The sequence below is a fragment of the Streptomyces sp. SAS_281 genome (assembly GCF_052542855.1).
Genome location: NZ_JBMNDO010000092.1, coordinates 14,826 through 31,724, shown reverse-complemented (window position 1 = coordinate 31,724; position 16,899 = coordinate 14,826). Strand labels below are relative to the sequence as shown.

The window sequence follows — 16,899 nt, the reverse complement described above, 5'->3', positions numbered from 1 at the left end:
TCCTGTGACAGGACCCGGGGCGACTTCGTTATCGGTCCGGCGGGGGCGTCCTGACGGTCAGGCCGTCCCATGGCCCGTCCTCCGGCGGCGCATGATGTACACGCCTCCGCCGAGGGCCGCCGAGGCGACGAGACCGGCGCCGACGCCCATCTCGGCCGGGGTCGCCGCCATCGAGCCGCCGAGCCCGCCCTGGGCGCCCCGGCTGTCGAGCACGGTGAAGCGGTGGCCCGCCGTCCGGTCGGTGCCGTCGCACCGGACCGTCAGGTTGTACGTGCCGGGAGTCGCGTCGTCGAAGATGCGGACCCGGGCGTGGCCGACCCGGCCGGCCGAGAGCCGGGTGGTGCGGAACGCGTTGGACGAGACGCTGCCGCCCCGGCCGCAGCCCTCGGCGCTGACCTGCATGGCCGCGCCGTGGTGCACGCGCTCGGGGTCGACGGTCACATTGTTCGGGCCGTTGTTGCGCCCGTTGCCGTTGCCGTTGTTGTTCCCGTTGCCGTTGTTGTTCCCGTTGCCGTTGTTGTTCCCGTTCCCGTTGCCGTTGTTCCAGCCGCCCGGGTCGTTCCAGTCGTTCTGGTTGTTGCCGTTGTTCTGGTTGTTGCCGTTGTTCTGGTTGTTGTTCTGGTTGTTCCCGACGTCTCCGCCGGCGGCCGCCATCGGGGCACCGGCCCCGAGGGCGGCGACGGCGGCCGCCGCGACCACCAGAGCGCGTGTAGCACGCATCGTTCCAACCTCCACCGGGAAGCGCCCCGGGGCTCTGTGCGCCGGGATGGATCGACGAGAACGCCTCCCATGACGAACCCTCACCAGAACCTTGATCGCCCGCATTTCGGCACTGCTCCGGACCGGTGATCCGACACGCCGTGCGGACACCCCGGGAGCTGACGGACGCCCAGGTCACGGGCCGTCAGGATTTTTGTCCGCGCGCTACTCCGATGAGCATCCGGGTGGTACGCCGCCACCCGTTCGCCCGTCTCTGATCGCCGCCCGGTGGCTCCGCGCCTAGCGTTCTGCTCGTCGCGACGAAGGGAGAACCATGGGCCGGGACAACTGGCGACCGGAACGGATCCGACACTCGCCGTGGGGCGCGCTCGCCCTGGCGATGCTCTCCGGCCTGGCGCTCATGCGCAACGGGGCCGACCTCTCCCCCGGCCCCCCGCAGCCGGTCGCCGCCGCCTCGGTGGGCCAGCAGGACAACACCCCCGCCGCCCCGGTGGCGGGACCGGCCGTCAAGCCGCTCCCGTACGCGCCCGTCGCCCGCGTGGCGATCCCCTCCATCCAGGTCGACGCGCCTGTCATCGATGTGAACCTCGACCCGGACGGCTGGATCGAGACCCCGCCACCGGAGGATCCCAACCTGGCCGGCTGGTACCAGAACGGCATCGCCCCCGGTCAGACCGGCACATCCGTCATCGTCGGCCACGTCGACAACAAGGCGGGGCCCGCCGTCTTCTACGGGCTCGGCTCGCTGAAGAAGGGGGACCACGTCGAGGTCGCCCGCAGCGACGACCGGGTGGCGGTCTTCGAGGTGTACGGCGTCGAGGTCTTCGCCAAGAACGACTTCCCCGGAGCCCGGGTATACGGCGACACCGGGCAGCCCGAACTGCGGGTCATCACCTGCGGCGGCGGTTACACCAAGGCCGGCGGCTACGACGGCAACGTCGTGGTCTTCGCGCGCCTGGTGGACACCCGCTGACAGCGCCCGTCAGCGGCGCCGCGGCACCGTGAGCCGGTATCCGTCGTCCAGCAGCTCGGGCAGATACCGGCGCAGCGCCGCCACGCTCTGCGAGCGGTCGCCGCCCGCGTCGTGCGAGAGCACCACGGCCCCGGGACCCGCACCCTGCCTGACCCGCTCGACGATGGTGTCGGTGCCGGGCACGGTCCAGTCGAGGGTGTCCACGGTCCAGGCCATCGGTTCCATGCCCAGCGCGGCGCCGATCTCGAAGGAGTCGCGGTTCCAGGCACCGTAGGGCGCCCGGTACCAGAGCGGCGCCGCGCCGGTGATCTTCTCGATGACGTCGCTGGTACGGCCCAGCTCATCGGTGATCCCGGCCCGGGAGAGCGTGGTGACCAGGGGGTGCGTCCACGAGTGGTTGCCCACGGTGTGCCCCTCGTCGGAGATCCGTCGGACGAGGTCGCGGTTGTCGTTCGCCATCTCCCCGCAGAGGAAGAACATCGCCCGTACGTCGTGCTCGCGCAGCGTGTCCAGGATGTGCGGGGTGTGGAGCGGGTCGGGCCCGTCGTCGAAGGACAGCACCATGGCGTGCCCGATGTCGGTCAGCTGCTCGAACGGCCGGGTGCGGACCGGCGGAGCCGCCGGGCGGTACCGGGGCGGCGTCTGTCCCGTCATGGGCCGCAGCCTATAGGCGAGCTCCCGGCCGCGGAAGGCGCCGGCCGGAGGGCCCGCCGCACCGGCGACGGGGGGCGACGGACGGGCCGGGGAGGCGACGGGGTCCGCACCGACGAGCCGTACGGCGGCGACGGCGCCCAGGCCGGCGGCCAGCCGCAGGACCGCCCTCCGCAGGGGCGGCCTGTGATCACTCTTCATCCCCCACTGCTCGCACACCCGCCTCGCCGCCCGCCTCAGCGACACCGGCCACCGGCGTTTTTCGCACCCGTATGGCGGGAAGGCCCCGGCGTCCGTGGTGCGCGGGCCCGGCCGCCGGGAGGGCGGGCCAGAGGCCGCCGGGCGAGCCGATAGCCTCACTGCCGTGACAGATCAGCACTCCCACCAGTTCGAACGCGGCACAGACGGACCGAAGGTGATCGTCGCGGGCCTCGACGGTTCCGAGTCGTCCATGCGCGCGGCGGCCTACGCCGCCGGGCTCGCACGGCGCCAGCGGGCCATGCTGGCCCTGGTGTACGTCCAGCCGGTGCTGGCGGCGGGCGCGGCGCTCGGGGCTCCGGTCGGCGACACCACCGCCGAGGTGGCCGAGGGGCTGGTGGAGGAGATCCGGCAGTCGACGGCCCGGATGAAGGACATATGGGACGTCCGCTGGGAGTTCCACACGTTCCGGGGTGACCCGTACAACGGTCTGGTGACCGCCGCCGACGAACTCAAGGCGGACGCCGTGGTGGTGGGCGCGTCGGAGTCGGCGGGGCACCGCTTCATCGGTTCGGTGGCCGTCCGTCTGGTGAAGGCGGGCCGCTGGCCGGTCACCGTCGTGCCGTAGAGCCCTTCCCGGAGTGCCGCCCGACCGTTCACCGCACCATTCGCCGCTCTGAGCGACCGCTCGTCGCACGGGGCGGCGTTTGTCCTGTTCCTCGTGGCCCGGATGCGCTCGTATACGCCAGGTCGGCAGCGAGGCGGGACCTTGGCGGGAAGGGCGTTCACCATGACCACGACGAAGACCGATGAGCGGGCGCTCGCGGAGCTCCAGCGTGAACACGGCCCCGCCCTGTTCCACTTCCTGCTCGGTCTGACCTTCGGTGACCGGCAGCGGGCCGAGGACCTGCTCCAGGAGACGCTGGTGCGGGCCTGGCAGCACCCGGAGGCATTCGACGGCCCGTACGAGTCGATGCGGCCCTGGCTGTTCACCGTGGCGCGCCGGCTGGCGATCGACGCCCGGCGCTCCCGGCTGGCCCGGCCGGCCGAGGTCGGCGACGCCGGTCTGGAGTGCGCGCCGGCGGGCTCCGACACGGCGGAGTCCGCGGTCGCGGCGCTCGACGTGCGCGAGGCGGTGCGCGCCCTGAGCCCGGAGCACCGGTCGGTGCTGGTGCAGATCTACTTCCGGGGGCTGAGCGTGGGCGAGACGGCCGAGGTGCTGGGGATACCGGCGGGCACGGTCAAGTCGCGTTCGCACTACGCACTGCGGCTGCTGTCCCGGAATCTGCCCGGCTACACGCGTCGCCCTTCTCAGGGCCGGACGGTCGTCGGCGCCTCCTGCCTGTGACGGAACCGGTCAGGCGGATACCGCCTTTCCGGCCACGCCGGGCGCCCTCCCCCGGTTCAATGCTGCGTGGGCGATCGGCCGGGCAGCCCGTCGGCCGTACGGCCCCGAGACCGAGGGAATGGGGCGATACGGGATGCCTCCGGAACGTCATGAGGGGTCCGGCGCGGGCGAGCTGCCGGTGCCGATGGCCTGGATGTACGCGGAGTACCTGGCCGACGAGCTGCTGCGCACCGGCGACCTGATGGAGCCGGCGACGCTGGAGTTCCGGGCGGGGCGGGACGCGCTGGCGCTGACCATCTTCCTGCTGGACGGTGCGGTGGCCGGGGCGCTGCCGGCCGCGCGGGTGGACGAGCTGCGGCTGCTCACCGCCGCCGGGACGCCGTGGCGCCGCTGGGTGCGCACCCGGCTGGCCGCCCCGGTGGCGGGCGGGACCGGGGCGGACCTGGCGCTGGCCCGGTCGGCCTGGCGGTGGCTGGAGGAGACCGAGCTGCTGGCCGCCGATCTGGAGGCGGTCGGGCAGCTGCCGCCCTGGGAGGCGGCGGAGGGCACGGAGGAGGAGGCGCGGGTGTGGACCCCGGCCTGGCAGCTGGGCCTGCCGCTGGGACACCTCGCGGTGCACCTGTACTGACGGTGCGCCCGTACGCGGTGCGCCCGTTCCGGGGGCGCCGCTCAGGACCCGTGCACCCCGGCGCGGTACTTCGGCAGCCGGACCGTGATCCGCATCCCGGCGCCGATGCCCGTCTCGATGACCAGACCGTACTCGTCCCCGTACACCTGGCGGAGCCGTTCGTCCACGTTGAGCAGGCCGATGCCGGTCGACCGGCCGCCCTCGCCGCGCAGGATGTGGCGCAGCCGCTGGGGGTCCATGCCGGTGCCGTCGTCCTCGATGACCACCTCGGCCTCGGAGCCGGCGTCCAGGGCGCTGATGGTGATGCGGCTGGAGGTGACGGCGCCTTCGAGACCGTGTTTGACGGCGTTCTCGACGAGCGGCTGGAGGCAGAGGAAGGGCAGGGCGACAGGCAGGACCTCGGGGGCGACCTGGAGGGTGACGGAGAGCCGTTCGCCGAAACGGGCCCGGACCAGGGCGAGGTACTGGTCGATGGAGTGCAGCTCGTCCGCGAGGGTCGTGAAGTCGCCGTGGCGGCGGAAGGAGTAGCGGGTGAAGTCCGCGAACTCCAGGAGGAGTTCGCGGGCCTGCTCCGGGTCGGTGCGGACGAAGGACGCGATGGCGGCCAGTGAGTTGAAGATGAAGTGCGGGGAGATCTGGGCGCGCAGGGCCCTGATCTCGGCCTCGATGAGCTGGGTGCGGGAGCGGTCGAGTTCGGCCAGTTCCAGCTGGACGCAGACCCATCGGGCGACCTCGCCCGCGGCCCGGGCCAGGACCGCCGATTCGCGCGGGGCGTAGGCGACGAGGGTGCCGAGGACGCGGTGGTCGACGGTCAGCGGCACGGCGACGGCCCACTTCAGCGGGCAGTCCAGATCGTCGCAGTCGCTGCGGAAGGCGGTGTCGCGGCCGGTCTCCAGGACGCCCGCGACCTGCTCCATGACGTCCTGGCCGTGGTGGTCGCCCTCGCCGTCCCAGACCAGGACCCCGTCGCGGTCGGTGAGGCACAGCGCGTCGGTGCCCAGCAGCGAGCGCAGCCGGCGCGCCGACCGGCGGGCGCTGTCCTCGGTGAGCCCGGCGCGGAGCGGGGGCGCGGCCAGGGACGCGGTGTGCAGGGTCTCGAAGGTGGCGTGCTCGACGGGCGTGCCGACGTCGCTGGTGCGCAGGGGCCGGGCGGTGCGGCGGCCGAGCAGGAGGCCCCCGCCGAACAGCAGGAGGGCGAGCACGACGATGACGGCGTATCCGGCGCCGGTCACCGGTGCCTCCCGGTGGCGAGCGCCTCGGGCAGGTGGAAGCGGGTCATCGCGGCGTTGGTGCCGGGCGGTATGCGGCTCGGTGTGGCGAGCGAGACCAGGATCATGGCGAGGAAGCCGACCGGTACGGACCAGACGGCGGGCCAGGCGAGCAGGGCGTGCGGCCAGCCGGGCGGGCGTACCGCGCCGCTGACCGTGATGGCGACGGAGAGCAGCGCGGAGCCGCCGCCGAGCAGGAGACCGGCCACCGCCCCGGGCGGGGTGAGCCGGCGCCACCAGATGCCGAGGACGAGCAGCGGGCAGAAGGAGGACGCGGAGACGGCGAAGGCCATGCCCACGGAGTCGGCGACGGGGACCCGGCTGACCATCAGCGAGCCGGCCAGGGGTACGGAGATCGCGAGGACGGTGGCCAGGCGGAAGTGCCGCACCCCGCGGGAGGGCAGCACGTCCTGGGTGATGACCCCGGCGACGGCCATGGTGAGCCCGGACGCGGTGGAGAGGAACGCGGCGAACGCGCCGCCCGCGACGAGCGCCCCGAGGAGGTCGCCGCCGAGTCCGCCGACGACCCGGCCGGGCAGCAGGAGCACGGCGGCGTCCGCGTCGCCGCCGTGGATCAGCTCGGGGGCGTACAGGCGGCCCAGCGCGCCGTAGACGGGCGGCAGGAGGTAGAAGACGCCGATGAGGGCGAGGACGGCGACGGTGGTGCGGCGGGCGTCGCGGCCGTTGGGGCTGGTGTAGAAGCGGACGACGACGTGCGGCAGGCCCATGGTGCCGAGGAAGGTGGCGACGATGAGGCCGTAGGTCGCGTACAGGGGGTGGTCGGCGCGGAACGCGGAGAGGTGTTCGTCGAAGGTGATGTGGGGCTGTCCGTCACCCCGCCAGGCCAGCACCAGGAAGATCGCGGGGACGAGGAGCGCCGTCAGCTTCAGCCAGTACTGGAAGACCTGGACGAAGGTGATCGAGCGCATCCCGCCGGCGGCGACGGCGAGGACGACGACGGAGGCGACCAGCACGTCGCCGAGCCAGCCGGGCGCCCCGGTGAGGATCTTGAGGGTGAGTCCGGCGCCCTGGAGCTGGGGAACCAGGTAGAGCCACCCCGCACCGACGACGAGCACGCTGACGAGGCGGCGGACCTGCCGGGACTCCAGGCGCCCTTCGGCGAAGTCGGGCAGGGTGTACGCCCCCGAGCGGCGCAGCGGGGCGGCGACGAAGACCAGCAGGACCAGATAGCCGGCGGTGTAGCCGACCGGGTACCAGAGCATGTCGGGCCCGTGCACGAGGACCAGGCCCGCGATGCCGAGGAAGGATGCGGCGGAGAGGTATTCGCCGCTGATGGCGGCGGCGTTGAGCCGGGGGCGCACGGTGCGCGAGGCCACGTAGAAGTCGGAGGTGGTCCGGGATATCCGCAGCCCGAAGCCGCCGACGAGGACGGTGGCCAGGACGACGACGGCGACGGCCGCCACCGCGTACGTGCGGCTCACGGGGCGGGGCGGCCTTCCACGAGCCGGGCGAAGTCGCTCTCGTTGCGCTCGGCGCGGCGCACGTACCACCAGGCGAGCAGGGTGAGCGGCGGGTAGGCGGCGAAGCCGAGGACCGCCCAGACGACTGCGGAGCTGTGCAGGGCCTCGAAGACGAGGGGCAGGGTGCCCACGACGGCGGCGAGGACCGCGAAGGCGGTCAGCCCGGCCCGCAGCTGCCCGCGCATCAGCGAGCGGACGTAGGCGCCGCCGAGCGCGGTCTGCTCGTCGATCTCCGACTGGGTGCGGTAGCGCGGCAGCGGGCGCACCCGCCGGGGCTCCCCCGTCACCACTTCTCGCCGGGGTGTGGGCTCTGCGGACATGGGGCCGGAGTGTAGGCGGCACCCGGTGCTGCTGGGAAGGGGTTTCGGGGCGGGTAGCGGCTGGTCAGCGGCCGGTCCCGCGCATCAGGAGGTCGCGCAGCGCCCGGGTGTGGCGACGGCTGACTGCGAGCTCCGCGGTGCCGATGCGGACGCTCATGCTGCCGGCGTCCAGGCGCAGTTCGTCGATCCGGCCGAGGGCGACGAGGTGGCGGCGGTGGATGCGGACGAAGCCGCGGGTCCGCCAGCGCTCCTCCAGGGTGGTGAGGGGGACGCGGACGAGGTGGCTGCCGGCGGCCGTGTGCAGCCGGGCGTAGTCGCCCTGGGCCTCGGCGTACGCGATGTCGTCGATCGGGATGAAGCGGATGACGCCGCCCAGTTCGACGGCTATCTGGTCCTGGGCGGTGTCGTGGACGACGGGCGCCGAACGGTCCTGGACCTGTTCCGCGACGCGTCGCACGGCTTCGGCGAGGCGTTCGCGGCGGACCGGTTTGAGGACGTAGTCGACTGCCTTGAGGTCGAAGGCGTGCACGGCGAAGCCCTCGTGGGCGGTGACGAAGACGATGAGCGGCGGTGCGGCGAACCCGGCGAGGAGCTGGGCGACGTCGAGCCCGGTGAGGCCGGCCATGTGGATGTCGAGGAAGACCACGTCGATGGCGGACGGGTCGTCGGGGCCCGCGTCGACGGCGCTCCCGATGCGGCGCAGCGCCTCGGTGGCCCCGGTGGCGCCCTCCGCGCTGCGGATGCGGGGGTCGGCGCGCAGGAGGTAGAGCAGTTCCTCCAGGGCGGGTTCTTCGTCGTCGACGGCGAGTACGCGGAGCATGAGGCCGGAGTGTAGGGCGTGCCCCCGTGCAGCGCGCCCCTACTTGAGGAGCCGGGACAGGCGGCGGTCCGCGAGCGGTTTGCCGCCGGTCTGGCAGGTCGGGCAGTACTGGAGCGAGGAGTCGCTGAACGAGACCTCGCGGATGGTGTCCCCGCAGACCGGGCACGCCTGGCCGGTGCGTCCGTGGACGCGCATAGCGCTCTTCTTCTCGGCCTTGAGACGTCCCGCCTCGACCCCGCCGGACCGTTCGACGGCATCCTCCAGGGTGGTGCGCATGGCCTCGTGGAGCCGGGTGATCTCGTCGTCGGTGAGGTTCGCGGTGAGCTTGAACGGCGACATCCTGGCGACGTGCAGGATCTCGTCGCTGTACGCGTTGCCGATGCCGGCGATGAGCGACTGGTCGCGCAGGGCGCCCTTGATCTGGCGGCGCTCCCCGTCGAGCAGCGCGGCGAGCGCGTCCCGGTCGAACTCCGGGCCGAGCGGGTCGGGTCCGAGGCGGGCGATCCCGGGGACCTCGGCCGGGTCGTGCACGAGGTGGACGGCGAGGCGTTTGGTGGTGCCGGCCTCGGTCAGGTCGAAGCCGTCGCCGCCGGTGAGGACGGTACGCAGGGCGAGCGGGCCCTTGCCGGGGCGCGGCGGGGCGGCCGGGAAGGCGTCGTTCCAGCGGAGCCAGCCGGCCCGGGCGAGGTGGGTGATCAGGTGGAGCGGGCCGACGCCGATGTCGAGGAACTTGCCGTGCCGCCGGACGTCGGCGACCGTGCCGCCGTGCAGGGCGGTGAGCGGCGGGTCGTAGGTCTTGAGGACGCTGATGGCGACGGGCAGGACGCGGTCGATCTCCTTGCCGACGAGGTGGTCGTCGAGGAAGAGCCGCAGGGCTTCGACTTCCGGCAGTTCGGGCATGGTCCCAGCCTGCCGCAGCGGCGCGCGGGCCGCCTATCGGAGGCCGTACACGCGTTCGGCGGTGGTGCCGAGCACGGCGGCCCGCTCGTCCTCGCTCAGGTGCTGGACCAGGCCGCGGGCGGTGTCCAGGACCTCGGTGTACGTGGCGGCGAGGCGGCACACCGGCCAGTCGGAGCCGAACATGAGCCGTCCGGGCCCGAAGGCGTCGACGACGGTCTCCGCGTACGGGCGCAGGTCGTCCGGGGTCCAGGCGTGCCAGTCCGCTTCGGTGACCAGCCCGGAGAGCTTGCAGGCGGTGTTGGGGAGGGCGGCGAACGCTCGCAGGCCGTCGGCCCAGGGCCGGGTGCGCCCGGTGGCGATCGGCGGTTTCCCCGCGTGGTCGAGTACGAGGACGAGCCCAGGGAGCGCGGCGGCCGCCCGGGTCGCGGCGGGCAGCTGGTGCGGGAGGATCACCAGGTCGTGGACGAGCCCGGCGTCGGCCACGGCGGCCAGACCGCGCAGCACGTCGGGCCGCAGCAGCCACTCGGGGTCCGGTTCGCCCTGGACCTGGTGGCGCAGCCCGACGAGCCGGTCGCCCCCGGGGAGTTCACGCAGGGCGGCCAGGGTGTCTGCGATGTCCGGAGCGGTGAGGTCGGTCCAGCCGACGACGCCGGCAACCAGTTCGCTGCCGTCGGCGAGGGCCAGGAACTCGGGTGTCTCCTCGGCCACGGTGACGGTCTGGACGAGGACGGTGGCGGCGACCCCGGCCGCACGGGCCTCCGGTTCCAGGTCGGCGAGGGCGAAGTCGCGGCGCAGGGGGGCCAGCGCCTCGCCGGTGATCCAGTCCTGGTCGCGTACCGCGAGGTCCCACACATGGTGATGGGCGTCCACGACGCGGGGGCCGGCCGTCACCTCACAGCTCCCAGACGACGGGGAGCCCGGCTTCGGCTCCGTCGGCGGAGTAGTCGTGGGCCACGTCGAGGAGGCCGTCCATCCGGGCCTGCCAGGCGACGTTGACGGGGAGTCGCTCCAGCTCGGCGAGGAGGCGGGCGTAGTCGTCGCACTCGATGAGGTGGAAGAGGTCGGTGCCGCTGCGCCAGATCGTCCAGGAGCCGGCGCCGGCCGCGCGGATCGCCCGGGTCAGTTCCGGCGGGACCTCGCGGTGCGCGGCCTCGTACTCCGCGACGCGGTCGGCGCGGACCTTGGTGTGCAGGGCGATGCGCATGTCAGTGTCCGTTCCCGGGCAGCAGGCCCTGGTCGCGCAGGTCGTCCCAGACCGCGTCGGGGATCTCCCGGTTCAGCTGTACGGCGGCGTCGCGCACCTCGTCCGGGGAGCGGGTGCCGACGAGCACCCCGGCGACGGCCGGGTGGGTGAGCGGGTACCGGAGGGCGGCGGCGCGCAGCGGCACGCCGTGGGCCTCGGTGACGGCCCGCAGCCGGAGGGCACGGTCGAGGAGGCCGGCCGGGGCGGTGGCGTAGTCGTAGGTGGCGCCCGGGCGCGGGTCGGCGAGGAGGCCGGAGTTGAAGACCCCGCCGACGACGACGCTCCGGCCGCGTGCGGCGGCGGCCGGCAGCAGGTCGGTGAGGGCCGCCTGGTCGAGGAGGGTGAACCGGCCGGCGCACAGGACGACGTCGACATCGGTGTCGCGGACGAAGCGGGTGAGCATCGCGGTCTGGTTCATACCGGCGCCGATGGCCCCGACGATCCCCTCGGCGCGCAGTCTCTCCAGTTCCGGGTACGCCTCGCGGAAGGCGGGTTCCGCGTGGTCGTCCGGGTCGTGGAGGTAGGCGATGTCGATGCGGTCGAGGCCGAGGCGGCCGAGGCTGTCCTCGATGCTGCGGCGGACGCCGGCCGCGCTGAAGTCCCAGCGCCGGCGGTGCGTGGCGCGTACGGCGAAGCCCTCGGAGAGCCCGTCGGAGGCGGCGGTCTCCGACGCGGGCAGCGGTTCGAGGACGCGGCCGACCTTGGTGGAGAGCGTGTACGCGTCGCGGGGGCGGCGGCGCAGGGCCTCCCCGAGGCGGCGTTCGGAGAGGCCGAGTCCGTAGTGCGGCGCGGTGTCGAAGTGGCGGATGCCCGCGTCCCAGGCGGCGTCGACGGTGGCCGCCGCACGTTCCGGTTCCACTTCGCTGAAAAGGTTGCCGATGGCGGCCGCGCCGAAGGAGAGTTCGGTGATCGCGACCGTGCTGCCGCCCAGCCTGTTGCGTCGCATGCTGTCGCCGCCCTCCTCGATGATCGCTGCCACCCAGCGAATATTCATCGGATCACTTGGGCGCGTCAACACGTGTGCGGCCACCAGTTACGGCGATCGGGGAGGGACCTGTCCGATCTATGCCTTCATCGTCAGCTCTCCCCCACTTCCGCTCTCCCCCACTTCAGCGAGCAGCGCGGCCAGCTCCTCGTCGGCGCACCGCGCCAGTCCGTCCAGACCCGGCAGCGCCTTGCCGTCGCCCACGACTCCGATGTGCACGCGCGAGCCGTACGTCGTCAGCGCGACGGCCATCGACTGCCCCCGGGCCAGCGGCGCCATCGGGTACAGGGCGCTCAGCGGGCAGCCGGCCAGCGAGAGGCGGGAGCGCGGCAGGGGCACGCTGGTGACCAGGACGTCGAAGAGCATCCGGGCCGCGTTCCCGGCGAGCGGGGCACCGAAACGGTGGGCCAGCGACGGCAGCTGATCGGCCAGCACCGCGACCGCTCCGGCGCCGCGCAGCGGACCCGCGGCCTTGTTGCGGTCCATCGCCTCGCGTACCGCGCGCAGCCGCTCCCGGGGATCCGGCTCCGAGACGGGGAGGTCCAGGAGGTAGGCGGAGAGCCGGTTGCCGGTCGCCACGGCCGCGCCGCCCGGCCGGCGACGCGAGACCGGGACCAGGGCGCGCGGATCGTCACGCGGCGGGGTCTCGCCGCGCTCCAGCATCCAGCGCCGCAGCGCGCCCGCCACGACGGTGAGCAGCACATCGTTCCCGGTGCCCCCGGTCACGCGGCGGACGCGCCGCACGGCGTCGAGGTCGAGGTCGGCCGTGGCGAGCCGCCGGGTGCCGCTGGAGCCGGCCCGGAGCACCGGTGCGCCGCGCGGGTCGAAGCGGCCGGCCCGGACGAGCGAGGCGCCGACCCCGACGGCGCGGCCCAGGTCCTCGATCCGGCCGAGGGCGAGCCCGGCGACCTGGCGCGGGCCCGGCATCCAGGACCGGGGCGGCACCGGGCGCGGCCGGGCGGAGGGGCGGGGCCGAGTGGTCGCGGTGGTGATCTGGTCGAAGATCCCGGCCCCGATGGCGACCGCCCGCATGCCGTCGGCGAGGGCGTGATGGAGCTTGACGAGCACGGCGAACGGGCCGCCGCCCGGTCCGTCGATGAGGTACATCTCCCAGGGCGGCAGGCCCCGGCGGAGCGGCCGCTCCATCAGCTCTCCGGCGAGCCGGGTCGCGGCCGCCATGAAGCCCGCGCCGCCGTTCGCCGTCTCCTCGGCGGTCAGCAGTGCGCGCCGGACGTGGCGGTGCACGTCGAACTCCGGATCGGTGGACCAGGCCGCACCGCCGACGGGCAGCAGCACGTCGCGTACCCGCATGCGCAGCCGGGGAATCGCGGCGGCGCGGTCGCCGAGGAGGCGGAGGAGCGCGTCGGGGCCGGGGCAGGCGCCAGAGGGTGGCGCGAAGACGGCGAGCGCGCCGAGGTGCATGGGGTGGGCAGCGGACTCGAGGTGCCAGAAGGCGAGATCGAGGGGTGCCAGTAGCTCAGTGCCCAACGGGTCCTCATGTCATCGAAGACGGGAGACCGACCAGTCGCAGTCAATCTCCGGCGGTCCATCACGGTCAAGTACGGAAACATTACGTTCAGTTACATTCTCGTTGCGTGCCGCTTCTCGGCCGTCCGGAGGAAGGACGGGCGAGAGGTCAGCCGCGTGGCGGAACGACGAATTCGCTCCAGACGCACTTGCCGGTGCCCCGGGACTCGACGCCCCAGGCGTCCGCGAGCCGGTCGACCAGCAGCAGTCCGCGTCCGGAGACTCCTGCCTCACCGGCGTCCCGGCGGCGCGGCAGGGCGCTCGACCGGTCCTCGACGTCGACCCGGAGCCGTCGCTCGGGACCGGTGAGGACCCGGATCGTGACGATGGCGCCGCCGTCGGTGTGCATCAGGGCGTTGGTGACCAGCTCGTCGGCGGCCAGCTCGACCTCGTCGGCCCGGTCGCCCGCACCCCAGGCCCGGACCGCCGCGCGGATCATGTGGCGGGCGGAGCTGAGCGCCTCGGGGTCGTTCTGGGCGACATGCTGCTGGAGCCGCCCGCCCGGCTGCGGGGCCTGGGCGGCCTTGCGGCGCAGGAGCAGCAGGGCCACGTCGTCCTCGCCGCCGCGCTCGTCCACGGACGCGCAGAGGCGGTCGGCGAGCTGGTCGAGGTCCTGCGGGCCGTTCGTGACGAGGGCGGTGAGCCGCTGGGTGCCCTCGTCCAGATCGGCGCCGGGGAGCTCCACGAGTCCGTCGGTGAACAGCACCATGGTCTGGCCCGGGTCCAGCTCGACCGTGCCGACCGGGTATTCGAGCCGGCCGAACTCGGCGGAGAGCCCGAGCGGCAGCCCGCCTTCGGAGGGCACCCTGCGGCAGCCGCCGTCGGCGTCGCGCACGAGTGGGTCGACGTGTCCGGCGCGCACCAGCTGGACCACGCCGGTGGTCAGGTCGGCCTCGGCGTAGGTACAGGTCGCGAAGCGGTCGGTGTCGAGTTCGTTCAGGAAGACGGAGGCGCGTGCCATGACCGTGGCGGGGCTGTGCCCCTCGGCGGCGTACGCCCGCAGCACGATGCGCAGCTGGCCCATCACCGCGGCGGCGTGGGTGTCGTGGCCCTGCACGTCCCCGATGACGGCGCCGACCCGGCCTCCGGGCAGCGGGATGACGTCGTACCAGTCGCCGCCGATGTCCCGGCCGAGCCGGGCCGAGCGGTAGCGCACCGCGATCTGGGCGCCGGGCACGTCGGGGATCCGGCGCGGCAGCATGGCCTGCTGGAGCCCTTCGGCCAGGTCGTGCTCCTGTTCGTAGAGCATGGCCCGCTGAAGGCTCTGGGCGATGGAGCTGCCGAGGGCCAGCAGCAGGTTCCGCTCATCGGCGGTGAAGCCGTCCTTGCCGCTGTAGAGGAGGCCGAGCGCGCCGATGGGGCGGGCCTGGGCGATCAGCGGGAGGTAGGCGGCGGAGGTGATCCCGAGGTGGCTGATGTGCGGCCACAGGACGGGGTAGGAGGCGGCGAAGTCCTCGGCCGACTCGATGAAACGGGGTCCGAGCGTGCGGACGACCTCGCTCATCGGGTACTGCTCGTCCGTCCGGGTGTACCGGGTGCCGGGCACGAACGATCCCTCGGGCCCGTCGGCCACCAGGTGGATGCGCCCGGCCTCGGTCAGCCCCATGACCAGGCTGGTCGCGCCGAGCAGGGCCAGGCCCTCGGAGTTCTTCAGGACATCGATGACGTCCTTGACGGTACGGGCGTGGGCCAGCGCGGCCGTGGTGGCGTCGACCAGGCTGGTGCGGCGGCGCAGCTCCTCGTCCAGCTCGCGGCGGGCGGCGGACTCGGCGAGCTCGGGGCCGGCGTCCCGGACGATGCCGATGATCCGGCGGGGGCGGCCGCTGTCGTCGCGGCGCACGAAGCCCTGGGTGTGCGCCCAGCGCAGGGTTCCGTCGCGCGACTGGAGGCGGAAGTACGCCCCGTAGTTGCTGCGGCCGCTCTTCAGCGTCTCGGACACCAGGGTGTCCAGCCGGACGCCCTCGCCGGGCGGCACGCGAAGCCCGAGCGTCTGGGGCCGGTTGTCGTATTCGTCGGCCCTCAGATCGAACACGTCGAGGGCGGGCCGGTCCAAGTGCATGAGGCCGCTGTCGAGATCCCAGTCGAAGCTGCCCATTCGGTTCAGGGCGAGACTGAGATCCGGGTGGGCGGGCCAGTCGTCCGGGAGTGACAGGGCACCCGCTGCCCGATCATCCATGTGCGTCACTCTGCCACTATTTGTCCGATTCCTCGACTGAGCCGTCCATTTGCTGAACGTGCGATAGGACACATGTGCGGAGCGCGGCGCAGGGCCGCATCGCAAGGATTTCCCGGCCACCGGCGCAGGAGGGACGCCCGAATACCGCCCGGTAGGACCGCCCCGCCCCGAAAGCGGGTCCGAGCAGGGGCTAACGTGTGCGACGGGGGTTGACTAAGCCTTGCCTTACCCATCGGCCCCGCTTCTGCTCACCCGTTCGAAGGAACAGCTCGCCATGACACGCCCCGTCCGCGTCGCCATCGTCGGAGCCGGTCCCGCCGGCATTTACGCGGCGGACGCGCTGCTCAAATCCGACGCGGCCGCCGACCCGGGCGTATCCATCGACCTCTTCGAGCGGATGCCCGCCCCCTTCGGCCTGATCCGCTACGGCGTGGCGCCCGACCACCCGCGCATCAAGGGCATCGTGCAGGCCCTGCACCAGGTGCTGGACAAGCCGCAGCTGCGCCTGTTCGGCAACGTCGACTACCCGAACGACCTGGACCTCGACGAGCTGCGCACGTTCTACGACGCGGTGATCTTCTCGACCGGCGCCGACGCGGACCGCGCGCTCGACATCCCGGGCCACGACCTGGACGGCTCCTACGGGGCCGCCGACTTCGTCTCCTGGTACGACGGCCACCCGGACGTCCCGCGCACCTGGCCGCTGGAGGCCGGGAAGGTGGCCGTGCTGGGCGTCGGGAACGTGGCCCTGGACGTGGCCCGCATCCTCGCGAAGACCGCCGACGAGCTGCTGCCGACGGAGATCCCGGCCAACGTCTACGACGGCCTGAAGGCGAACAAGGCGCTGGAGGTGCACGTCTTCGGCCGGCGCGGCCCGGCACAGGCGAAGTTCAGCCCCATGGAGCTGCGCGAGCTGGACCACTCGCCCAACATCGAGGTCATCGTCAACCCCGAGGACATCGACTACGACGCGGGTTCGATCGAGACCCGGCGCGGGAACAAGCAGGCCAACATGGTCGCCTCCACGCTGGAGAACTGGGCGATCCGCGACGTCGGCGACCGGCCGCACAAGCTCTTCCTGCACTTCTTCGAGTCCCCCGTGGAGATCATCGGCGAGGACGGCCGGGTCACGGGCCTGCGCACCGAGCGCACGGAGCTGGACGGCACCGGAAACGTGCGCGGCACCGGAACGTTCCACGACTGGGACGTCCAGAGCGTCTACCGGGCGGTGGGCTACTACTCGCGCGAGCTGCCGAAGCTGCCGTTCGACGTCGCGTCCGGCACGGTGCCGCACGCCGCGGGCCGGGTCCTCGAAGGCGGCGAGCCGATGGAGTCGGTGTACGTCACCGGCTGGATCAAGCGGGGCCCGGTCGGCCTGATCGGCCACACGAAGGGCGACGCCAACGAGACGGTCGCCTGCCTCCTGGAGGACCACGCCGCCGGCCGGCTGCCCGCCCCGGAGCGGCCCGAGCCCGAGGCCGTCACCGCCTTCCTGGAGGAGCGCGGCATCCGCTACACCACCCGTGAGGGCTGGTACCGCCTTGACGCGCACGAGCGCGCCCTCGGGGCCGGGCAGGACCGCGAGCGCGTCAAGGTCGTGGAGCGCGAGGCGATGCTGGACGCCTCTGAGGCCGGTAACTGACACCACGGCGACGGCCCCG

The 16,899-nt window shown here is 73.2% G+C and carries 17 protein-coding genes; 5 read left to right on the top strand and 12 right to left on the bottom strand.

Annotation, left to right across the window (positions count from 1 at the left end):
- Nucleotides 1-57 precede the first annotated feature (57 nt).
- Complete coding sequence (locus ACN6LM_RS28030; RefSeq protein WP_445068169.1) at nt 58-720, bottom strand: hypothetical protein; 663 nt, start codon at nt 718-720, stop codon at nt 58-60.
- A gap of 313 nt (nt 721-1,033) precedes the next feature.
- Between ACN6LM_RS28030 and ACN6LM_RS28025 the strand changes: the two genes are divergently transcribed.
- Nucleotides 1,034-1,693: a class F sortase gene (locus tag ACN6LM_RS28025; RefSeq protein ID WP_445068168.1), complete on the top strand. Its 660-nt coding sequence runs from the start codon at nt 1,034-1,036 to the stop codon at nt 1,691-1,693.
- 9 nt (nt 1,694-1,702) lie between these two features.
- On the opposite strand, the gene ACN6LM_RS28020 is transcribed toward ACN6LM_RS28025, so the two are convergent.
- A complete protein-coding gene (locus ACN6LM_RS28020; RefSeq protein ID WP_445068167.1) occupies nt 1,703-2,545 on the bottom strand; it encodes a polysaccharide deacetylase family protein in 843 nt (280 codons plus the stop codon).
- 163 nt (nt 2,546-2,708) lie between these two features.
- Here ACN6LM_RS28020 and ACN6LM_RS28015 point away from each other — a divergent pair, with 163 nt between their 5' ends.
- The 3 genes from ACN6LM_RS28015 (at nt 2,709) to ACN6LM_RS28005 (ending at nt 4,518) form a co-directional block, all read left to right on the top strand.
- On the top strand, nt 2,709-3,170 hold the full coding sequence (locus ACN6LM_RS28015) for a universal stress protein (protein ID WP_445068166.1): 462 nt from the start codon (nt 2,709-2,711) through the stop codon (nt 3,168-3,170).
- A 162-nt stretch (nt 3,171-3,332) separates the two neighbouring features.
- Nucleotides 3,333-3,890 (top strand): sigma-70 family RNA polymerase sigma factor, encoded by a 558-nt coding sequence (locus ACN6LM_RS28010; protein WP_445068165.1) that lies wholly within the window; start codon nt 3,333-3,335, stop codon nt 3,888-3,890.
- A gap of 133 nt (nt 3,891-4,023) precedes the next feature.
- A complete protein-coding gene (locus ACN6LM_RS28005; protein ID WP_445068164.1) occupies nt 4,024-4,518 on the top strand; it encodes a hypothetical protein in 495 nt (164 codons plus the stop codon).
- 41 nt (nt 4,519-4,559) lie between these two features.
- Here the strand turns inward: ACN6LM_RS28005 and ACN6LM_RS28000 are convergent, their stop codons facing one another.
- From ACN6LM_RS28000 to ACN6LM_RS27955, 10 genes are all read right to left on the bottom strand, one after another.
- Nucleotides 4,560-5,750: a sensor histidine kinase gene (locus tag ACN6LM_RS28000; protein WP_445068163.1), complete on the bottom strand. Its 1,191-nt coding sequence runs from the start codon at nt 5,748-5,750 to the stop codon at nt 4,560-4,562.
- Nucleotides 5,747-7,228, bottom strand: a complete 1,482-nt coding sequence (locus tag ACN6LM_RS27995; protein WP_445068162.1) for a sodium/solute symporter — start codon at nt 7,226-7,228, stop codon at nt 5,747-5,749. The genes ACN6LM_RS28000 and ACN6LM_RS27995 overlap by 4 nt, the downstream gene beginning before the upstream one ends.
- The gene (locus tag ACN6LM_RS27990) at nt 7,225-7,587 is read right to left on the bottom strand and encodes a hypothetical protein (protein ID WP_037710719.1); all 363 of its coding nucleotides are present in this window, start codon (nt 7,585-7,587) and stop codon (nt 7,225-7,227) included. The genes ACN6LM_RS27995 and ACN6LM_RS27990 overlap by 4 nt, the downstream gene beginning before the upstream one ends.
- Nucleotides 7,588-7,651: 64 nt before the next feature.
- Nucleotides 7,652-8,407, bottom strand: coding sequence for a LytR/AlgR family response regulator transcription factor (locus tag ACN6LM_RS27985; protein ID WP_445068161.1), 756 nt, complete (start codon nt 8,405-8,407; stop codon nt 7,652-7,654).
- Between the two features lie 39 nt (nt 8,408-8,446).
- Nucleotides 8,447-9,307: an Fpg/Nei family DNA glycosylase gene (locus tag ACN6LM_RS27980; protein ID WP_445068160.1), complete on the bottom strand. Its 861-nt coding sequence runs from the start codon at nt 9,305-9,307 to the stop codon at nt 8,447-8,449.
- Nucleotides 9,308-9,340: 33 nt separating this feature from the next.
- Nucleotides 9,341-10,198, bottom strand: coding sequence for an amidohydrolase family protein (locus ACN6LM_RS27975; RefSeq protein WP_445068159.1), 858 nt, complete (start codon nt 10,196-10,198; stop codon nt 9,341-9,343).
- 1 nt (nt 10,199) lies between these two features.
- Nucleotides 10,200-10,511: an L-rhamnose mutarotase gene (locus ACN6LM_RS27970; RefSeq protein ID WP_445068158.1), complete on the bottom strand. Its 312-nt coding sequence runs from the start codon at nt 10,509-10,511 to the stop codon at nt 10,200-10,202.
- 1 nt (nt 10,512) lies between these two features.
- Nucleotides 10,513-11,496, bottom strand: a complete 984-nt coding sequence (locus tag ACN6LM_RS27965; protein ID WP_445068170.1) for an aldo/keto reductase — start codon at nt 11,494-11,496, stop codon at nt 10,513-10,515.
- A gap of 117 nt (nt 11,497-11,613) precedes the next feature.
- A complete protein-coding gene (locus tag ACN6LM_RS27960; RefSeq protein WP_445068157.1) occupies nt 11,614-13,023 on the bottom strand; it encodes a wax ester/triacylglycerol synthase family O-acyltransferase in 1,410 nt (469 codons plus the stop codon).
- A gap of 148 nt (nt 13,024-13,171) precedes the next feature.
- The gene (locus tag ACN6LM_RS27955; RefSeq protein ID WP_445068156.1) at nt 13,172-15,238 is read right to left on the bottom strand and encodes a SpoIIE family protein phosphatase; all 2,067 of its coding nucleotides are present in this window, start codon (nt 15,236-15,238) and stop codon (nt 13,172-13,174) included.
- Between the two features lie 274 nt (nt 15,239-15,512).
- Between ACN6LM_RS27955 and ACN6LM_RS27950 the strand changes: the two genes are divergently transcribed.
- On the top strand, nt 15,513-16,880 hold the full coding sequence (locus tag ACN6LM_RS27950) for an FAD-dependent oxidoreductase (RefSeq protein WP_445068155.1): 1,368 nt from the start codon (nt 15,513-15,515) through the stop codon (nt 16,878-16,880).
- Nucleotides 16,881-16,899 lie beyond the last annotated feature (19 nt).

Bases quoted from the DNA above. Each gene is read 5' to 3' on its own strand.
- ACN6LM_RS27965 (WP_445068170.1), bottom strand. From the start codon at position 11,496: ATGCGACGCAACAGGCTGGGCGGCAGCACGGTCGCGATCACCGAACTC.
- ACN6LM_RS27980 (WP_445068160.1), bottom strand. From the start codon at position 9,307: ATGCCCGAACTGCCGGAAGTCGAAGCCCTGCGGCTCTTCCTCGACGAC.
- ACN6LM_RS27950 (WP_445068155.1), top strand. From the start codon at position 15,513: ATGACACGCCCCGTCCGCGTCGCCATCGTCGGAGCCGGTCCCGCCGGC.
- ACN6LM_RS27970 (WP_445068158.1), bottom strand. From the start codon at position 10,511: ATGCGCATCGCCCTGCACACCAAGGTCCGCGCCGACCGCGTCGCGGAG.
- ACN6LM_RS28030 (WP_445068169.1), bottom strand. From the start codon at position 720: ATGCGTGCTACACGCGCTCTGGTGGTCGCGGCGGCCGCCGTCGCCGCC.
- ACN6LM_RS27990 (WP_037710719.1), bottom strand. From the start codon at position 7,587: ATGTCCGCAGAGCCCACACCCCGGCGAGAAGTGGTGACGGGGGAGCCC.
- ACN6LM_RS28010 (WP_445068165.1), top strand. From the start codon at position 3,333: ATGACCACGACGAAGACCGATGAGCGGGCGCTCGCGGAGCTCCAGCGT.
- ACN6LM_RS28025 (WP_445068168.1), top strand. From the start codon at position 1,034: ATGGGCCGGGACAACTGGCGACCGGAACGGATCCGACACTCGCCGTGG.
- ACN6LM_RS28005 (WP_445068164.1), top strand. From the start codon at position 4,024: ATGCCTCCGGAACGTCATGAGGGGTCCGGCGCGGGCGAGCTGCCGGTG.
- ACN6LM_RS27955 (WP_445068156.1), bottom strand. From the start codon at position 15,238: ATGGATGATCGGGCAGCGGGTGCCCTGTCACTCCCGGACGACTGGCCC.
- ACN6LM_RS28020 (WP_445068167.1), bottom strand. From the start codon at position 2,545: ATGAAGAGTGATCACAGGCCGCCCCTGCGGAGGGCGGTCCTGCGGCTG.
- ACN6LM_RS27985 (WP_445068161.1), bottom strand. From the start codon at position 8,407: ATGCTCCGCGTACTCGCCGTCGACGACGAAGAACCCGCCCTGGAGGAA.